Genomic DNA, 16,770 nt, shown 5'->3' with positions numbered 1-16,770 from the left:
TACACATGCTGACTTCCGTCAAGGGCTCCTGGTGCCTGATCCTGGGCGCCTCCAGCGGCATGGGCCGGGCCACCGCCCTGGCCATGGCCAAAGAGGGCGCGAACGTCTTCGGCGTCCACTTCGGCACGGCGGCCCAGCAGGAGGAGGCCGACGAGCTGGTGGAGGAGCTGCGCGCCACGGGGGTGCAGGTGTCCTTCCACAACGCCAACGCCGCGAGCAAGCAGACCCGCGCCGAGCTGGTACCCCTGCTGAAGGAGCTGGCCGGGCCCGACGGCGTACGGGTGCTGCTGCACTCCCTCGCCTTCGGCAGCCTGCTGCCCTTCCTCCCGCAGGAGGGCCAGGAGGGCCAGGAGGGTCAGCCGGGTCAGCCCGGTCGGGACGACGTGATCACCCCGCGCCAGATGGACATGACCGTCGACGTCATGGGCCACAGCCTCGTGTACTGGGTGCGCGACCTGTGGGTGGCCGGGCTGCTGCCGCGCGGCGCCAAGGTGTTCGCGCTCACCAGCCGCGGCGACGGCCGGGTGATGCCGAGCTACGGCGCGGTCTCCGCCGCCAAGTCCGCCCTGGCCTCGCACGTGCGCCAACTGGCCGTCGAACTGGCCCCCTCCGGAGTCTCGGTGAACGCCCTGCGCGCCGGCCTGACCCTCACCCCGGCGCTGCTGCGCATCCCGGGCAGCGACGGACTGGCCCGGCACGCCTCGGAGTCGAACCCGCACGGCCGCCTCACCGTCCCCGAGGACGTCGCCGAGGCCGTCGTCATGCTCTCGGCCACCGATTCGTCGTGGATGACCGGCAACGTCATCGACGTCGACGGCGGCGAAGGCCTCGTCTGATCCCCGCACCGCCCACCCGACACCAGGAGAGAACGATCATGCCCGAGCAGACCAGCACCACCGCCGCCGACCTGGACATCGAGGACCTCCGCAGCACCATCGCGGAGATCCTGGACGTCGACGCCTCCGAGGTGACCGACACCGCCGACTTCAAGGAGGACCTCGACGTCGACTCCCTGCTGGCGCTGGAGATCCTCGTCACCCTGGAGCGCAAGTACCACGTGAAGATGGAGGAGTCGAACCTCCAGCTGATGCGCTCCCTGAAGGTCGTGCACGACCTGCTGGCAGAGAAGCTCGGTACCGCCTGATGCCGCAGGACAGCCGTCCGGTCGCGGTGGTCAGCGGCGGATCGCGCGGCATCGGCCGGGCCGTCGTGGAGCGGTTCCTCACCGACGGCTACGACGTCGGCTACTGCTACCGTTCCCGCCCCGCCGACGCCGACGCGATCGAGCGCCTCGCCGCCGAGCACGGCGGCCGGGTCTTCGGCGCGTCCGTGGACGTGACGGACCCGGACGCCGTACGCGGCTTCCTGGAGGGCACGCAGGAGCGGCTCGGGGCGATCGACGCGATCGTCACCAGCGCGGGCATCGTCCAGGACGGCCCGCTGGTGACGATGGGCCAGGAGGCCTGGACCAGCGTCATCGACACCAACCTGACCGGCACCTACAACGTGTGCCGGGCCGCGGTCTTCGCCCTCATGAAGCAGGGCCGCGGCAGCATCGTCACCCTGTCGTCCGTGGCGGGGGTGTGCGGCAGCGCCACACAGGCCAACTACGCGGCCTCCAAGGCCGGGATCATCGGCTTCACCCGGTCGCTGGCGAAGGAAGTGGCCCGGTTCGGCATCCGCGCCAATGTCGTGGCGCCCGGTCTGATCGCGACGGACATGACCGACGGGATGAAGGCCAAGGCCCGTGAGGCCGTCCTCGCCCAGATCCCGCTCGGCCGGATCGGCACCGCGGCGGAGGTGGCCGACACCGTGGCGTTCCTGGCGTCGGACCGCGCCTCCTACATCACGGGACAAGTGATCCGGATCGATGGCGGCATCGGCAACTGAGGGAGCGCGTTGATGGCAGCAACAGCAGCGGCGCACGCGGGGTCCACGGCGGTCGTCGTGACCGGCCTCGGTGTGCTCACCCCGATCGGTACGACCGTGGAGGGCTTCTGGGACGCGGCGGTACGCGGGGTCGTCGGCACGGCGCCGCTGACCCGTCCCGACGCGGCCGACTTCCCGGCCCGGCTGGCCGGCGAGGTCACCGGCTTCGACGCGCCGCGCGCCCGCGGTGACCGCAGCCTGCGGCTCGCCTCGGCCGCGGTGGAGGCCGCGGCCGCCGACGCCGGGATCCTCCGGTGGAGCGGGGACCCGTACCGGGCGGGGATCTGCCTGGGCACCCTGCTGGGCAGCCGCGCCGGGATGGAGCCGGCCGTCACCGGCTTCCACCGCGGTACGGACTTCCCCGCGGGGCGGCGCTCGGCGGCGGACCTCGTGGACGCGGTGGCCCGCGAACGGGGCTTCCTCGGCCCGGGCACGGCGGTCGCCACGGCCTGCGCCTCGGGCAACAGTGCGCTGGCCCACGCCGCGGACACCATCCGGGCGGGCCGCGCGGACGTGATGATCGCCGGCGGGGTGGACGAGCTGTCCAGCGGCATCATGATGATGTTCGCCAGCCTGCGCTCGCTGGCCCCCGACTGCCTGCGGCCGTTCGACCGGGGCCGCGCCGGGCTGGTGGTCTCCGAGGGCGCCGCGGCACTGGTCCTGGAGTCGTACGAGCACGCCCGCCGCCGCGGCGCGCACATCCACGCCGTACTCGCCGGCTGGGCCTCGGCGTCCGACGCCCACCACATGACGGCCCCGCACCCGCAGGGCAGCGGCGCCCGCCGCTCGATGCTGCGGGCACTGGGGATGGCCGGCATCTCGCCCGACCGGGTCGACCACGTCAGCGCGCACGGCACCGGCACCCCCTCCAACGACCGGGTCGAGGCGCAGGCGCTGCGGGAGGTCTTCGGCCCGCGGACCCCCGCGGTGACCTCGCTGAAGGGGGCCCTCGGGCACACCCAGGGCGCGGCGAGCGCGATCGAGGCCGTGGCGTGCGTGCTGGCGCTGCGCGACGGGGTGATCCCGCCGACGGCCAACCTGGTCGACCTCGACCCGGAGTGCGATGTGGACGTCGTACGGGGGCGGGCGCGGGAGACCCCGGTGCGGGTGGCGGTCAACAACGCCTTCGGTTTCGGGGGCAACACCGCCTGCACCGTCTTCACCCGCCCGGGCACCGCCGCGGGCGCCCGCCCCGGCACCGTCACGAGCACAGCAGGGAGCGCCCTATGAGCCCCACCGCCGCCGTCACCGGCATCGCCCTGGCCACCGCGCTCGGCCCGGACCTCGACACCACCTGGGAGGCGCTCGAGGCCGGCCGGAGCTGCTTCACGCCGACGGCCGCCACCGACGGCCTGTACCCGGGCGAGGTCAAGGCCCCGGCCGGCGCGCTGGCCGACGACCTGCCCGACGTACCGGCCTTCGGCCGCCGCCGGCTGCGGGCGCTGAGCCGCGAGTCCCTGCTCGTCTCCCGGCTCGGCGCGCTCGCCTGGCAGGACGCCGGGTTCGGGGCCGACACCGCACCGGACCCGCAGGAGACGGCCGTGGTCCTGGGCACCGCCGCCGCCGGCCTGTCCGGCTACCTCCGGGTGCTGCGCGACGGTCTGACCCTCGGACCCGAACTCGTCAGCCCGTACGCCGGTCCGCAGGGCAGCCTGAACGCCGCGGCCTCGGACCTGTCCATCGCCGCGGGCGCGCAGGGCAGCATCGTCACGGTCACCGCCGGACGCTGCTCGGGGGCGCACGCGCTGACCGTCGCGGCCGACTACGTGGCCACCGGGCAGGCGCAGGCCGTGCTCGTGGCGGCGGTGGACGTCCTGGATCCGCTGCGGCTCGCCGCGGGCGACGGCGGTACGCCGCCCGGTGAGGCCGCGGTGGTGTTCGTCGTCGAGGACGCCGGCCGGGCCCGCGCCCGCGGCGCCCGGGTGCACGCGGAGTTCGCGGGACCGACCGTCCTGCGCGGCGCGGTCGACGGCGGGAGCGCCGCCGGTCCCGCGATCGGCGCGGCGCTGGCCGTGGCCGGCGTGGCGGCCGGGGAGCTGTCCCTCGTCTGCTCCTCCGCCACTTCCGACACCGCCGACATCGCGGACGGCACGGACGGCACGGACGTGCCCGTCCTCGGCCCCTTCGGCGCCCTCGGGGACTGCGCGGGCGCCACCACCCTGCTCCAGGTCGCACTGACCGCACGAGCCCTGGCCGGACGGGGGCCCGGCGCCGGACCCGCGCTGGTCCTGACGACCGACGGGAACGGGCAGGCCGCGGCCGTCGTCGTGCGCGTCCCGTAGCGGCCCTGCACCGGCCGAAAGCCGGAACCCGGACCCAGAACCCGGCCCGGAACTCCAGACCCAGAACTCATGAACGCACCAGGGAGCACCGGACCTCCGGCCCCTGCCGTACGGAGGTAGGAAGTGAATCACGACCCGGCTGAGCTGATCGCCATCGTGGGGATGGCAGGGCGATTCCCTGACGCTCCCGACACGGACCGGTTCTGGGACCTGCTCATGGACCGCGGCGACGCGATCCGCCCCGTTCCCGCGGCCCGTTGGAGCACCGATCAGCCCCTGGACCCGGAGAAGGAGATCCAGGGCCACGGCGGATTCCTGGAAGGCATCGACGAGTTCGACGCCGCGTTCTTCGGGGTCTCCCCGCGCGAGGCCGAAGTCCTCGACCCGCAGCAGCGGCTGATGCTGGAGACCAGCTGGCTGGCCCTGGAGGACGCGGGCATACCCACCGCGAGCCTGGGCGGCACCCGCACCGGCGTCTACTTCGGCGGACTGTGGCAGGACTACGAGCGGCTGCGCGAGGACCGCGGCGCCCGCCCGACCCAGCACTCCATCTCCGGCAACGCGCTCGACATGCTGTCCGCGCGGATCTCCTACTTCCTCGGCCTCACGGGTCCCAGCCTCACCCTGGAGACCGGCTGCTCCTCCTCCCTGGTCGCCCTGCACCTGGCCTGCCAGGCGATCCGCTCCGGCGATGTGGACGGCGCCCTGGTCGGCGCGGCCAACCTGATGCTGACCCCGGACGTGACCATCGGGCTCACCCACTTCGGCGGTCTCTCCCCCAAGGGCCGGTGCAGCGCCTTCGGTGCCGGGGCCGACGGGTTCGTCCGCGGCGAGGGCGTCGCCGCGGTCTACCTCAAGTCGCTGGCGCAGGCCCGCCGGGACGGCGACCGGGTGCACGCGGTGATCGTGCGAACCGCCTCGAACAACGACGGCGGCGGCACCAGCCTGGTGACGCCCAGTGCGGCGGGCCAGGAGGACCTGCTGCGCCGCGTCTACGCGGACTCCGGCATCCCGCTCGACCGGGTCGCGTACGTGGAGGCGCACGGCACCGGCACCCGGGCCGGCGACCCCGTCGAGGCGACGGCCCTCGGCAGGGTGCTGGGCCGGGCCCCCGAGCGCTCGGGCCGGCCGCTCGGCATCGGTTCGGTGAAGACGAACATCGGGCACTTGGAGCCGGTGGCCGCCCTCGCCGGACTCTTCAAGGCGGTGCTCTCGCTGAAGCACGGCGTCGTACCGCCCAGCCTGCACTCCGCCGAGCTGAACCCCGACATCCCCTTCGACGAACTGGGCCTGCGGGTCGTCCGGGAGCCGCTGCCGCTGCCCACGGACGGCCCGGTCTACCTCGGCGTCAGCTCCTTCGGCTGGGGCGGCACCAACGCCCACGCCGTGATCACCGCCGCACCGCCGGCCGCCGACATCGACGCCGACACCGACACCGACACCGGCGACGCCGCCGACACCACCACCGAGCCGGCCGACGCGAAGGACACCACCGGCGGCGACACGCCGTTCGTCCTGCCGCTCAGCGCCCACAGCCGGGCGGCGCTCGTACAGCGCGCCCGCGATGTCCGCACCGCCCTGGACCGGCCCGGCGCCGACCCCCGGGAGATCGCCGCCGCCCTGGGCTGGCAGCGCGACCGGTTCCCCTTCCGGGCGGGCCTCGTCGCCACCGACGGCGACGGGCTGCGCGCCGCGCTCGACGCGTACGCGGCCGAACCGGAGGCCACCTCGTCGGGCACCGTCACCGGGCGGGCCCGCGAACGCGGCCGCACCGCCTTCGTCTTCCCCGGCCAGGGATCGCAGTGGGCCGCCATGGGCGCCCGGCTGTACGCCGAGGACCCCGCCTTCGCCGCCGTCATCGACCGCTGCGGCCGGGCGCTCGCCCCGCACACCGAGTGGTCGCTGGCCGAGGTGCTCACCGGCCGCGCCGGTGACGCCTGGATGGCGCGCGTCGACATCGTCCAACCCGTGCTGTGGGCGGTCTCGGTGGCGCTGGCCGCCGCCTGGCGCGCCGCCGGTGTCGAGCCGGACGTGGTCGTCGGCCACAGCCAGGGCGAGATCGCCGCCGCCACCGTGGCGGGCATCCTCTCCCTGGAGGACGCGGCCCTGGTCGTGGCCCGGCGCAGCGCCGTCCTGCTGCGCACCGCCGCGGGCACGGGCCGGATGCTCGCCGTGGACCTCGACGTGGACGCGGCCACCGCCGCCCTGGAGGGGTTCGAGGACTGTGTGGCGCTCGCCGTGCACAACGGCCCCAGCTCCTGCGTGCTGTCCGGCGACGCCGACTCGGTACTGCTGCTGAAGGAGCTCCTGGAGGCGGACGGCACGTACTGCCGGCTGATCAACGTGGACTACGCCTCCCACAGCCCGCTCATGCTCGAACTGACCGACGAGCTGCACGAGGTACTGGCCCCGGTGCGGCCCGGCAAGGCGGAGATCCCGCTCATGTCCACGGTGCGCACCGCCGTCCTGGACGGTCCGGAGATGGACGGCGCGTACTGGGTGGAGAACCTGTGCCGCCCGGTGATGTTCGCCGGGACCGTGGACGCGCTCCTGGACGAGGGCGTCACCCATGTCGTGGAGGTCAGCGCCCATCCGGTCCTGGTGCCGGCGCTGGAGCGGATCGGCGCGCTGCGCAAGGAGCCGCCGGCCGTCCTGGGCACCCTGCACCGGGACCGGGGCGCCCCGGAGGACCTCGCGGAGAGCTTCGCGGAGGGCCATGTGGCGGGGCTGACCCCCTACGGCCCGCGTCCGGCCTCGCGCGACGCGGGAGTGCCCGCGTACCCGTGGCAGCGCGAGAGCTACTGGGTCGGTGCGGCGCAGCGCGGTACGGGCCGTTCGGCGGCGTTCGCGTTCCCGCTGGTACCGCTGCCGACCGAGGCCGGTACCTGGCACGGCACCGCCGAGATCGGCACCGGCTCCCACCCCTGGCTCGCCGACCACCGGGTGCACGACGCCGTCGTCGTGCCCGCAGCGGCCTCCGTCGAGCTGTGCCTGGGCACCGCGGCGGCCCGTACCGGCGGGGTGCCGCAGTCGCTGCGCGGGCTGTCCTTCCTGAGCGACATGACGCTCACCGACGCCGGGCTGCAGCTGGGCGGTGTCTGGCGGGAGGACGCCGGCGAGGGCGCCGGGCTGGAGGTGCTGTCGCTGGCCGACGGGGCCGACGGCTGGACGCGGCACATGACCGCGCAGGCCTCGTACCGCGCCGAGCAGGTGGCCGTACCGGACTTCCCGACGGCCCTGCTGCTGGAACAGGCCGTCGAGGCGGCCGAGTTCTACCGGGCCTGCACCGCGCGCGGACTCCAGTACGGGCCCGCCTTCCAGGGCGTGCGCGAACTGCGCGTGCGCGGCGAGGAGGCACTCGGCCGGGTCGTCCTCGCCGAGCAGTGCCGGCCCGGCGCCCGCCGGTTCGTGCTGCACCCCGCGCTGTGGGACGGGGCGTTCCAGCTCTCCCTCGCGCTCGTCGGGGACGAGGGCACCGTGGTGCCGGTGGCGATCGACCGCCTCTCGCTCCTGCCGGGACGGCCCTCGGACCTCACCGAGCTGTGGGTGCACGCGCTGCGCCGGCCCGACGGCCTCTTCGACCTGACCCTGTACGGACCCGACCGCCAGCCGGTCGCCCGGGTGGCCGGGCTGGAACTGCGCCGCCTGCTGACGGGCGAACGGTCCGGGCCGGCCCCCGAACGCGTGCACCGCTTCGGCTTCCACGAGCGGGAGTACACCGGGCCGGACGGGGCGCAGGAGCGGGGCCCCTGGCTGGTGTGCGGCCCGGAGTCGGCCGCGGCCGCCGCCGGGGAGCTGGCCGCGGCGCTGGGCGGCACCGCGGTGACGCTGCCGCCGGCCGGCGCGGACCTGGCCGGGGTGCTGCGCGCGGCCGACGGCGGCGAGGTGGTGTTCGTCGCCCCCGACCGTGCGGCGGGTACGTCGGAGCAGCGGGCGGGCCTGGGCGCCCTGGCCGCGCTGGCCGGTGCCTGCGCCGACCGGCCCGTCGCGCCGCGGCTGACCGTGCTGACCACCGGGGCGCAGGCCGCCTCGGCCACCGAGGCTCCCGACCCCGGGTCGGCCCTGTACTGGGGTTTCGTACGGGTGCTGCAGGGCGAGCACCCGGGCCTCGCGGCCCGGCTGGTGGACACCCTGCGCGAGGCCGGCTGGCCGGCGGACGTCGTACGCGAACTGCTGGACGCCGAGCGCGAGGACCAGGTCCTGCAGCGCGCGGGACGGCGGCTCGCCGGCCGCCTGGAGCGCGGCGGGCGCCGGCCGGACGACACCGGTGAGGTCCTGCCGTACACGGTCCGCCAGCCCTTCCGGCTGCACCCCGGCCCGCGGCCGGGCCTGTGGGAGTCGCTGCGCTACCTGCCGCTGGCACGGCGCGCGCCCGGACCGGGCGAGATCGAGATCGAGGTGGACGCGGCCTCCCTCAACTTCATCGACGTGATGAAGGCCGTGGGCACCTACCCCGACGAGGCGGGCGGCAAGGAGCTGCTCGGCGGCGACTGTTCGGGCCGCGTCGTCTCGGTGGGCCCGGGCACGACCGGGTTCCGTATCGGCGACCGGGTGGTGGCGTGCATCTTCGGCGCGATCGTCTCGCACGTGACCGTCCGCGCCGACCACGCGCGGCCGGTGCCCGGGGAGATGACGCAGGAGGACGCCGCCGCGCTGCCCCTGGTACTGGCCACCGCCTGGTACGCGCTGCACGACCTGGCCCGGATCGAGCCCGGCGAGACCGTACTGGTCCACTCCGCGGCCGGCGGCCTGGGCCTGGCCGCGGTGCAGGTGGCCCGGATGCTGGGCGCCGAGGTCATCGCGACGGCGGGCAGCGCGGCCAAGCGCGCCTACTTGCGGGAGCTGGGCATCGAGCACGTCTTCGACTCGCGCGAGCCGTCCTGGGCGGACGCGGTGCGCACCCGCACCGGCGGCCGCGGGGTGGACGTGGTCCTCAACTCGCTGACCGGGGCGGCCCTCACGCGCGGCCTGGAGGTGCTCGCGGAGGACGGCCGGTTCGTGGAGGTCGGCAAGAAGGACATCCACGGCGAGCGCACGCTGGGGCTCGCGCCGTTCCGCAAGGGCGTCAGCTTCGCGGCCGTGGACCTGGAGGGGCTCGTCATGCGGCGTCCCGACCGGTTCGCCCGGCTGTTCCGCGCCGTGTGGGACGAGGTGGAGGCGGGCCGGCTCAGCGCGCTGCCCGTCACCCAGTACACCTTCGACCGGGCGGCGGAGGCGCTGCGCGCCATGTCGCACGGCGACCACATCGGCAAGTTCGTCCTGCACGCGCCGCAGTCCGTGGAGCGGGTGGTGGCGGATCCGCTGCCGCACGGCCGGTTCCGCGCCGACGGCAGCTACCTGATCACCGGCGGTCTGGGCGACCTCGGCCTCTCGCTCGCCGAGCACCTGGTGGCGCGCGGGGCGACGGCCCTGGCCCTGCTGGGGCGTTCGGAGCCGAGCGGGCGGGCCGCGGAGCGCATCGCGGTGCTCCGGAAGGCCGGCGCGCGGGTGTCGGTGGTGCACGCGGACGTTGCCGACGCCACTTCCCTGGGCCTGGCGCTCGCCCGGATCCGGGCCGAACTGCCGGCGCTGCGCGGGGTGTTCCATGCGGCGGGCGTCCTCTCCGATGCGGTGGTGCGCAACCTCGACGAGGCGGGCGTGGCCCGGGTGCTTGCGCCCAAGCTGGACGGCGCGGCCGAGCTGGACCGGCTGACGGCGAACGACCCGCTGGACCTGTTCGTGCTGTTCTCCTCGGCGGCCGGGCTCGTCGGCAACGTCGGCCAGTCCGCCTACGCGGCGGCGAACACCGCCATGGACGCGCTGGCCACGGCCCGGCGCGCGGCCGGGCGCCCCGCGCTCAGCGTCCAGTGGGGCACCTTCGACGGCATCGGCCTCGCGGCCCGGTCCGCCGCACGCGGCGACCGGCTCGCCGACCGCGGCATGGACGGGTTCGAGGCCGCCGAGGCCTGGCAGGCGCTGGAGTCCTTCCTCGCGGACGGCGAGAGCGTCGTGGGCTATGTCGCGCTGGATCCGCGCCGCTGGTTCGAGACGTACCCGGCGGCTGCGGGCCTGCCCAGTTGGAGCCTGCTGCGCACCACGAAGGAGCCGGGGGCCGCGTCGGGCGGCGACTTCCGCCGGCTGCTGGACGGGTGCGCCGCCGCGGAGCGGCCCGCCGTGGCCGAGGAACGCGTACGGCAGCTCGCCGGCCGGGTGCTGCGGATCCCCGCGGAATCCATCGACCGGGAGACCCCGCTCAAGTCCCTCGGACTGGACTCGCTGATGAGTCTGGAGCTGCGCAACCGGCTGGAGGCCGACTTCGGACTCCGGCTGTCACCCACCCTGCTGTGGACGTACGGCGCCCTGCGGCCGCTGGCCGGCGCCCTCGTCGAGCGGCTCGCGGAACAGGAGGCCTGAGCGTGCAGGACGACGACACGAAGGCGGCGGGGGCCGCCCGCGCCACCCCGGTCAGCCGGGCCATGGAGACGATCCGGGCCCTGCGCGAGGAACTGGCGGCCCTCAAGGGCGCGCAGCCGATCGCCGTGGTCGGGGTGGGTCTGCGGGCCCCCGGCGGCATCACCGACCTCGACGGCTACTGGTCGGCGCTGGTGTCGGGGACGGACGCGGTGCGCCCGATCCCCGAGTCCCGGCGCCACCCCTTCGGCGCGGCCTGGGACGAGGTGCCGCACCGGGGCGGATTCCTCGACGAGGTCCTGGAGTTCGACGCCCCGTTCTTCGGGGTCGCGCCCCGCGAGGGGCGCGCCCTCGACCCGCAGCACCGGATGCTGCTCGAAGTGGTCCAGGAGGCCCTGGACGACGCCGGGATCCCCGCCGCCCGGGCGGCGGCCGACGACGCCACCGGCCTGTACGTGGGGATCACGGGCCAGGACTACCGGGAGTGGATGCGCGAGGGCCCCGACTCGTACTGGGCCACCGGCAACGGGCACTGCTTCTCCGCGGGCCGGCTCGCCCACACGCTGGGCCTGACCGGCCCGGCCATGGCCGTGGACACGGCCTGCTCCTCCTCGCTGGTGACGGTCCATCTGGCGCGGCAGGCGCTGCGCAGCGGGGAGTGCGACATCGCCGTGGCCGGCGGGGTGAACCTGCTGCTGTCACCGCACGGGACCGCCCTGGCCGCGCGTACGGGAGCCCTCTCCCCCGACGGGGTGTGCCGGCCCTTCGACGCGCGGGCCAACGGGTTCACGCGTTCGGAGGGCTGCGGGATCGTGGTCCTCAAGCGGCTGTCGGACGCGGTGCGCGACGGCGACCGGGTGCACGCCGTGATCCACGGCTCGGCGGTCAACCACGACGGCCGCGCCTCGGGGTTCACCGCGCCCAACGTGCTGGCCCAGACCCGGCTCGTCGAGCGGGCGCTGGCGGAGGCCGGTCTCGGCCCGGCCGACATCGGCCATGTGGAGGCCCACGGCACCGGTACCGCGCTGGGCGATCCGATCGAGGTGGAGGCCCTGGCGGCGGCGCTCGGCGGACGGACGGGCACCGCGACCCCGGTGCTGCTCGGCTCCGCCAAGGCGAACCTGGGCCACACCGAGTCGGCGGCGGGCGTACTCGGCCTGATCAAGGCGATGCTGAGCCTGCGGCACCGGGCGGTCCCGCCGCTGCCGCACTTCACCACGCTCAATCCGCGCATCGACCTCTCGGGCACGGGCCTGCGCCTCCCCACCGAACTGGAGCCCTGGCCGGCCGGCGCCGGCGCCTACGCGGGAGTCAGCTCCTTCGGCATGAGCGGCACCAACGCGCACGTCGTGCTCGGCGCTCCCGAGGAACGGCCGCCGGGCGCCCCGGCCGGTACGGCGACCCCGGTCGCGGTCACCGGGTTCGAGGTGTCGGCGCGCACCCCGGCCGCGCTACGGGCCTACGCGGCCCTGCTGGCGGGCCGGCTGGCCGGGACCAAGGACGAGGAGTACGCCGCCTTCGCCTACACCGTCACGCACGGCCGCTCGGCGCTGGCCACCCGGATCCGGGTGACGGCGGGCGACCGGCACCGGGCGGCGGCCGTGCTGGGCGCGGTCGCCGAGGGCCTCCTGCCGCCCGAGGTGGAGGAGGTCGCGGCGGGCGCGCCGCCCGGTTTCGGCGAGCTGCCGCGCCGGGTGCTGGACCTGCCCGCCTACCCGTGGGAGCGGCGGCGCTACGCCCCGCGGGACGCGGAGCCCGCGCCCGCGGGGTGATCCACCGCCCGGGGCGTGCGGGGCAAGCGGAAGGGCCGGTCCGGGGCGACCCCGGTCCGGCCCGCTGCCCGCTCGGGGCGGCAGGTCCCTTCGGCAGCGGCGCCCGGTCAGGCTGCTGCCGCCCCCTGGATCAGGGCGATCACCCCGGCGACGGTGACGTCCTTCGTCAGCGCCTCCAGGGGGACGTCGACGCCGAACTCGCGCTTGATGGACGCGGTGAGTTCGACGACGCCGAGGGAGTCGATCTCCAGCTCCTCCAGCCTGGCCCCGTCCACGACCTTGTCGGACTCCGCCCCGAAGTCGACGAGCTCGCGCACGACGAAGGAACGGACGGAATCAAGATCGGCGCTCTGGAGCACAACACATCCTCGTCTCTGAAATCCGGACACGGAAACGCGCAGCAGCCTAACAACAGGCGCACAAGGCCCCGCTAAAGCGACCCTTTCATCCGGATGACGGCTCGGCTAAACCAGTCTTGCCCGCCCTTCGGGGCACTCCTATATTCCCCGTGAATGCTCGGACAAGACGTTCAGATATGGAGACCTGCACATGCTCCGGATGCTGCTGAGGCGGCTTCTCCTCATTCCGCTGAGGCTCGTCCTGCGGCCCCGCGTCACCGGCCTCGAGAACCTGCCGGCATCGGGCCCGTTCATCATCGCGGCCAACCACCTGTCCTTCTTCGACTCCATCTTCATCGCCCTGCTCACCCCCCGGCACCTGTACTTCATCGGGAAGCAGGGGTGGCTGACGATGCCCGGCCTCAAGGGCCGCCTCCAGGGCGTGTTCTTCCGCGCCGTCGGCATGATCTCCGTGGACAGCACCAGCGGCTCCGCGACCATGGCGGGCCTGGAGACCTCGCTGCGCATCCTGCGGGAGGGCCACGGAGTCGGGGTGCACATCGAGGGCACGCGCTCGCCCGACGGCCGGCTGTACAAGGGGAACACCGGCACGGCGTGGATCGCGCTGAGCAGCGGGGCGCCGGTGGTGCCCTGCGGGCTCGTCGGCACGGAGCGGGTGCACCCGGCCGGTGCGAAACGGCTCCACGTCGCACGCTTCGAGGCGCATTTCGGCGCCCCCATGGCATTCCCCGAGCACATCGGACGCGCATCCGACCGGCGGGCGCGCCGCGCGGTGACGAGCATGATCACCCAGGAGATATCCGCCCTGTCCGGCCAGGAATACGTGGACACCTATGCCGCGACCGTGAAGAGCCGGGCGGAATCGGCGGCGCGCGGACGGGCGGCGGAATCCGGGGCGTGAATTCCCCGACCCGCACGAGGTGAAAAGCGGCCGCCGCCGCGGAATGTGCTCCGCGGCGGCGGCCGGTGGGCCGCGGCGGCCGTCAGCCGTCCGCCGTCAGCCGTCCGCGACCGCCCGGCGCAGGACCTCCGCGACCGCGGGGCGGTGCTCGGCGGCCAGCAGGAAGAAGTGGTCGCCGTCGAAGCGCAGCACCCGGCAGGGCCCGGTCGTGTGGTCGGCCCAGCCGTCCAGCGGCTCGTGCGGGACCAGCGGGTCCGCCGTGCCGCCCAGCACGTGCAGGGGCACGTCGAGCCGTACGTCCTCGAACCCCGCCGCCGCCTCCCGGCTGAGTTCGATGTCGGCCCGCAGGACGCGCGTCACATGGGCCAGCATCTCCGGATCGTGCAGCACCCACTCCGGGGTGCCGCCGCCGTCCCGCAGCAGCCGGACGGCGTCCTCCTCGGTGGTGGTCGCGTGCGCCCGCCGCGGGGTCCGGCCGGGCACCTGCCCGCTGACCACGGCCGCCCGGCAGTGCGGGCCGAGCAGCCGTGCGGCACGGGTGGCCAGGAGCGCGCCGAGGCTGTGCCCGAAGACGACCGTGGGCAGCGGGTCCCGGGCGAGCACCTCGTCGGAGACGGAGTCCAGGACCTGGTCGAGCCGGCAGCCGGGCGGTTCGCCGAACCGGCGCTCGCGCCCGGGCAGCGAGAGCCCGAGCACCTCCACGTGGTCGGGCAGCGACTCGACCACGGGGAAGAGGGTGTTGGGGCCGGCCCCGGAGTGCGGGAACACCAGCAGCCGCGCCCGGGGCGCGGTCACCGGCTCCCGCAGCCGCAGCTGCGGCCACCACGGCACGGCGGAGGATCGTATCGTCGTCACGCCGAAGGCCCCCGTCACGGGCAGTTGATGATCTGGCCGGCGTAGGACAGGCCCCCGCCGAACGCGAAGAGCAGCACGGGCGACCCCTTCTCGATCTCACCCCGTTCGACGAGCTTGGACAGCGCCAGCGGGATGCTCGCGGCCGAGGTGTTGCCCGACTCGACGACGTCCTTGGCTATGACGGCGTTGACCGCCCCGATCTTGCGGGCGAGGGGCTCGATGATCCGCAGGTTGGCCTGGTGCAGCACGACGCCGCCCAGCTCCTCCGGCTTCACACCGGCCCGCTCGCAGACCTCCAGCGCGACCTTCGGCAGCGCGGTGGTGGCCCACCGGTACACCGACTGCCCTTCCTGCGCAAAGGTGTTGGACGGCGCCTCGATGCGGACCGCCCGCCCCATCTCGGGTACGGACCCCCACACGACGGGGCTGATCTCCGGCTCCTCGGAGGCGACCACGACGGCCGCCCCCGCACCGTCACCGACCAGCACGCAGGTGGTGCGGTCGGTCCAGTCGGCGAAATCGGTGAGCTTCTCCACCCCGATGACCAGGGCCTTCGTCGCGGAACCCGTCCGTATGCTCTGGTCGGCCAGGGCCATGGCGTGCGGGAATCCGGAGCAGGCCGTGTTCACGTCGATGGCCGCGGGCGCCTGCGCCCCGACCGCGGCGGCCACCCGGGCCGCCGTGTTGGGGGAGCGGTCGAGCGCCGTGCAGGTGGCCACGATGACGAAGTCGATGTCCGCGCCCGTGAGTCCGGCCTTGGCCAGGGCGTGCTCGGCGGCCTTCGTGGCCATGTCCGAAACCGACTCGTCCTCGGCCGCCACACGGCGCGTCCTGATACCGACCCGGCTCTGGATCCACTCGTCGCTGGTGTCGACCATCTCTTCAAGGTCCGCATTGGTCAGGACCCTTGACGGCTGGTAGTGCCCGAGGGCAAGGACGCGCGACCCGACCATCAGTGTTTCTCCTCGCTCCGTGGACCCGCTGCGGGTCCGGATTGACCAATGGTCAGCGTATGCAGGATGACCGCTGTTCCTCACGCGGCCAGCACGCCGACCAACTGATCCGCGCCACAGTCGTCCAGGGCCGGTGCGTGGGTGAGGATCGCGTGCTGGAGCCGCTGGAGACGCGGCGCGGGCTCGATCCCGTGATCCTCGACGAGGTTGCGCCGGACCCTGCTGTACGTCGCGAGGGCCTCGGCCGTCCGTCCGCTCCGGTACAGCGCCACCATCAGGTAGGCGTACAGGTTCTCCCAGGTGGAGCGGTCGTCGAGCAGGGAGTAGATCTCACCGACGAGGGCCTTGTGGTTGCCGAGTTCGAGCTCCAGCTCGAAGCGCTGCTCGTGCGCGAAGGAGCGGCGCTCGTCCAGGCGGCGGCCCAGGGACTCGAAGGCGGGTATGCCGCGCAGGTCCTCGAGCGCCTGTCCGCGCCACAGGGAGATGGCCCGGTCCAAAGTTTGGGAAGCTTTTTCCCTGTCGCCCGCCTGACGGCACTCCCGGGCGGCGCCCAGCAGGCGGTCGAACTCGTAGACGTCGAGGTCGCATCCGACGAGGCGCAGCCGGTAGCCGGGCGGCTGCGTCGTGATGAGCGCGGCGGCGTCGAGGTCCAGGGCGGAGAGGTGCTTGCGCAGCTTGGAGACGTAGACGTGGAGGGCGGTGGAGGCGGTCTGGGGAGGAGTCCCCGACCAGAGGGCCTCGATGAGCCGGCCGGAGGACACGGCCTCACCGTGGTGCGTACAGAGGTAGGCCAGCAGGGAGCGGAGCTTGAGCGCTCTCGGCGATACCTGGGTCCCGTCCTCTGTCTCTATCTCAACCGGTCCGAGAACTTGAAACTTCACGTGTATTTCCCCCTGGTAGATCTTCGCCACGAAGGGGACGCAAACGATCGGTCTGCAAGCATGCAGCCCCCCTCCGCACCCATAGATCTTCATTGGGGACCTAGATCGAGTCAAGCCGGTCAAGTCTCATCTGAGGAACACTTGAGGTGGGGAGAGGGCTTCGCAGGATTGTGTGCGGCACTCACGAAACAGCCACATCTCCCCCCTCGCGGATGGATTGACTCCACTTTTCGAAGCGCCTTCAACCGGCTATTTCGAGCCAGCACAACCGGTTATTCCGGCCAACTTCGAACGGCGTGAAACCCCTCCCGACGGCCGGGAGCATGCGCCCGAACCGGCCATCCCGCGGCGCGGCCCGGTCGGGCCCGGGCCGGGGCGACCCCGCAGGCCCCGGCATGCATCGACGTACCGGCCGGGCGGCCCGGGCCGGACGCGCACCACCGCAGGA

At 74.1% G+C, this 16,770-nt stretch carries 12 protein-coding genes; 8 read left to right on the top strand and 4 right to left on the bottom strand.

The features are described from left to right. The first annotated feature begins 5 nt into the window (after positions 1-5). The 7 genes from B6R96_RS20755 to B6R96_RS20725 all read left to right on the top strand — a co-directional run bounded on the left by B6R96_RS20755 (position 6) and on the right by B6R96_RS20725 (position 12,373). Positions 6-836, top strand: a complete 831-nt coding sequence (locus B6R96_RS20755; RefSeq protein ID WP_081523197.1) for an SDR family oxidoreductase — start codon at positions 6-8, stop codon at positions 834-836. Between the two features lie 38 nt (positions 837-874). After that, the gene (locus B6R96_RS20750; RefSeq protein ID WP_030386298.1) at positions 875-1,144 is read left to right on the top strand and encodes an acyl carrier protein; all 270 of its coding nucleotides are present in this window, start codon (positions 875-877) and stop codon (positions 1,142-1,144) included. Next, complete coding sequence (gene fabG / locus B6R96_RS20745; protein ID WP_081523196.1) at positions 1,144-1,890, top strand: 3-oxoacyl-ACP reductase FabG; 747 nt, start codon at positions 1,144-1,146, stop codon at positions 1,888-1,890. Before B6R96_RS20750 ends, fabG begins: the two co-directional genes overlap by 1 nt. A 12-nt stretch (positions 1,891-1,902) precedes the next feature. After that, on the top strand, positions 1,903-3,159 hold the full coding sequence (locus B6R96_RS20740) for a beta-ketoacyl-[acyl-carrier-protein] synthase family protein (protein ID WP_081523195.1): 1,257 nt from the start codon (positions 1,903-1,905) through the stop codon (positions 3,157-3,159). Beyond that, positions 3,156-4,211, top strand: a complete 1,056-nt coding sequence (locus B6R96_RS20735) for a beta-ketoacyl synthase N-terminal-like domain-containing protein (protein ID WP_081523194.1) — start codon at positions 3,156-3,158, stop codon at positions 4,209-4,211. Before B6R96_RS20740 ends, B6R96_RS20735 begins: the two co-directional genes overlap by 4 nt. Positions 4,212-4,334: 123 nt before the next feature. Next, positions 4,335-10,604: a type I polyketide synthase gene (locus tag B6R96_RS20730; protein WP_107475554.1), complete on the top strand. Its 6,270-nt coding sequence runs from the start codon at positions 4,335-4,337 to the stop codon at positions 10,602-10,604. 2 nt (positions 10,605-10,606) lie between these two features. After that, positions 10,607-12,373 carry a beta-ketoacyl [acyl carrier protein] synthase domain-containing protein gene (locus tag B6R96_RS20725; RefSeq protein WP_261341248.1) on the top strand — a complete coding sequence of 589 codons (1,767 nt, stop codon included), beginning with the start codon at positions 10,607-10,609 and terminating at the stop codon, positions 12,371-12,373. Between the two features lie 107 nt (positions 12,374-12,480). On the opposite strand, the gene B6R96_RS20720 is transcribed toward B6R96_RS20725, so the two are convergent. After that, entirely contained in the window at positions 12,481-12,732 is a 252-nt protein-coding gene (locus tag B6R96_RS20720) for an acyl carrier protein (protein ID WP_159396352.1), read from the bottom strand. A 190-nt stretch (positions 12,733-12,922) separates the two neighbouring features. On the opposite strand from B6R96_RS20720, the gene B6R96_RS20715 reads away from it, so the two are divergent. Continuing rightward, a complete protein-coding gene (locus tag B6R96_RS20715) occupies positions 12,923-13,633 on the top strand; it encodes a lysophospholipid acyltransferase family protein (protein WP_081523192.1) in 711 nt (236 codons plus the stop codon). A gap of 96 nt (positions 13,634-13,729) precedes the next feature. Here B6R96_RS20715 and B6R96_RS20710 read toward each other — a convergent pair whose 3' ends face one another. From B6R96_RS20710 to B6R96_RS20700, 3 genes are all read right to left on the bottom strand, one after another. After that, complete coding sequence (locus tag B6R96_RS20710; protein WP_159396351.1) at positions 13,730-14,488, bottom strand: thioesterase II family protein; 759 nt, start codon at positions 14,486-14,488, stop codon at positions 13,730-13,732. 14 nt (positions 14,489-14,502) lie between these two features. Then, on the bottom strand, positions 14,503-15,441 hold the full coding sequence (locus B6R96_RS20705; RefSeq protein WP_053701792.1) for a beta-ketoacyl-ACP synthase III: 939 nt from the start codon (positions 15,439-15,441) through the stop codon (positions 14,503-14,505). Between the two features lie 80 nt (positions 15,442-15,521). Continuing rightward, positions 15,522-16,322: an AfsR/SARP family transcriptional regulator gene (locus B6R96_RS20700; protein WP_063782652.1), complete on the bottom strand. Its 801-nt coding sequence runs from the start codon at positions 16,320-16,322 to the stop codon at positions 15,522-15,524. Positions 16,323-16,770 lie beyond the last annotated feature (448 nt).

It is taken from the genome of Streptomyces sp. Sge12, assembly GCF_002080455.1.
Lineage (GTDB): Bacteria > Actinomycetota > Actinomycetes > Streptomycetales > Streptomycetaceae > Streptomyces.
Note: the sequence above shows the minus strand (reverse complement) of the source record. Positions and strands in the feature narration are given on the sequence as shown.